The organism is Bacillus cereus group sp. BfR-BA-01524 (genome assembly GCF_022662595.1).
Taxonomy (GTDB): domain Bacteria; phylum Bacillota; class Bacilli; order Bacillales; family Bacillaceae_G; genus Bacillus_A; species Bacillus_A thuringiensis_S.
In genome coordinates this window covers 1-2,380 of record NZ_JAKUDW010000209.1, presented here as the reverse complement: position 1 = coordinate 2,380, position 2,380 = coordinate 1, and the positions used below count along the sequence as shown (strand labels likewise).

Here is a 2,380-nt window from a genome sequence, read left to right as displayed (position 1 = left end):
TACTTCCTTGTGGTCCCTGAATACCTTGAATTCCTTGTGGACCGGTTGGGCCTGTTATGCCACTCGGACCTTGGATTCCTTGCACTCCTTGTGGGCCGGTTGGGCCACTCGGACCTTGGATTCCTTGTAGACCTTGTAAACCAGTTGGACCTGTCGCTCCCCTTACTCCTTGCTCACCTTGTATCCCTTGTATCCCTTGAGGGCCGGTTGGACCGATTGGCCCCTGTACCCCTTGCACTCCTTGTGGACCTGTCGGACCTGTTGGGCCGATTGTTCCTTGTATACCTTGTAGACCTTGCGGACCTGCCGGGCCGGTTACTCCTTGTATCCCTTGTGGACCTTGAATGCCTTGATCACCCGTTGGACCTGTTGCCCCCATTGGTCCCTGCACTCCTTGCAAACCTGTTAAACCGGTTGCTCCTGTTGGCCCCTGTATTCCTTGCACTCCTTGGATTCCAGTTGCTCCTGTTGCTCCGGTCGCCCCTGTTGCCCCTGTTGCTCCAGTCGGACCGGTTGGACCCCCTGGTGATCCTGCTGGACCTGTTGGACCGGTTGGGCCTCCCGGTGGACCCGTTGGACCGGTTGCTCCTGTGGGGCCTGTTGCAGAACCTGTCGGACCAGTTATCCCAGTTGCTCCTGTCAGGCCGGTTGGACCGGGATCACCTTGTAAACCAGTCGGGCCGGTTGGACCGATTTCACCTTGCACTCCTTGGATTCCTTGAGAACCTGTTGGACCTACCTGCCCCATTTCTCCCTGGGGACCTTGTAAACCTTGAACACCAGTTTCTCCTTGTGGCCCTATTAGACCCTGTTCCCCTTGAATCCCTTGAGAACCCGTTGGGCCGGTTGGACCAATCGGACCCTGTATTCCTTGTATTCCTGTTACACCTTGTAAACCACTACTTCCTAAATTACCTTGCACACCTTGTATACCAGTATTTCCAGTTGGACCGGTTGGACCATTTTCTCCTTGCACTCCTTGTATACCTTGTATTCCTGTTGGACCTGTTAAACCGATTTCACCTTGTATTCCTTGTATGCCTTGTATTCCTGTTGAACCAGTTGGACCAATTGGACCAGGAATTCCTTGTATCCCTTGAATACCAGTTGGACCAGTCGGACCTCTTTCACCTTGAATTCCTTGAACACCTTGTATTCCCTGTGGCCCTTGTTCTCCCATAGGTCCTTGATTACCTTGAAAACCTTGTGGTCCAGTTAAACCCGTTGGGCCTGTTGGACCATTTTCTCCCTGCACCCCTTGCACTCCTTGTATTCCTTGAGGACCAGTTGGACCGATTGGACCTTGTACGCCTTGTATTCCTTGTGGTCCAGTTGGTCCACCTAAAGAACCGGTTGGACCGGTTGGACCAGTGGGCCCCGTAATACCTGGCGACGGAAAAGGAATAGGTGCTTGAAACTTGCTACACTTATCTTGATTCTTCACAAGCATCTCCTCCCGTTTGTAACGCATCAAACTATTTGTAATATGTTTAAGCTAGCTGTTATTACTCCCGCTAATGTCGTTACATGACCAATAGCTAATAGACCATTTTGTAATGACAAGGTGGAATTTGAAGAAGTAACTTGAATTATCATCATATTAGAAATCGCTGGTTCCAATACAAAACCTGCTGTAACATAAAAAATAAAACTCCCTGCGACTTGTGTTCCATTTAACGTCAGCCTTACTGAAATCGTTTCATTCCCACTAGTTGGATCACCTTGAAAATAATAACTTACTAAATATATTCCCGGCGTACTCAACGTTACAGTTGTTGCACTTGTTAAACTAATTCCTGATCCAAAAATTGTAGAACCAGAATTGATTGGTATTAGCGCATTCGCTGCAATTGCACTCGTTGCAGTGGAAAAGAAATAACCGCCCCCACTAGGTAAACCAGTCGCTCCAGTCGCTCCTACTATTCCCGAGAAGCCTATTGCTCCTACGCTACCAGTTGCACCTGTAGGTCCAACCGCTCCGTTTTGCCCCTGACTACCTTGCGCTCCAATTGGTCCTATACTACCACTAGCACCTGTCACTCCACTTGCTCCAGTTGGGCCTTGCAAACCTTGAACTCCTTGTATCCCTTGTATTCCTTGCGGACCCGTTGCACCTGTATTGCCTGTCGTTCCCGTTATTCCTTGTATTCCCGTAATCCCTTGCACTCCTTGCACACCTTGTGGTCCAGTTGCCCCGGTTGCTCCAGTAGCCCCAGTTTCACCCGTTGCACCTGTAATTCCAACATTTCCTTGTGGACCTTGGGGCCCTTGACTACCTTGCGCTCCTTGGACTCCTTGAGGTCCTGTTATACCAATTTCCCCTGTATTTCCTTGGGGGCCTCTAATTCCTTGTGCTCCTGTTGGACCGATAATTCCTTGC

Annotated in this window: 2 pseudogenes; both read right to left on the bottom strand. The window is 50.0% G+C overall.

Annotated elements, in window-relative coordinates:
• Positions 1-1,450, bottom strand: a pseudogene (locus MR170_RS30350) (collagen-like protein); the annotation flags it as partial.
• A 20-nt stretch (positions 1,451-1,470) separates the two neighbouring features.
• Positions 1,471-2,380: pseudogene (locus tag MR170_RS30345) on the bottom strand (collagen-like protein); the annotation flags it as partial.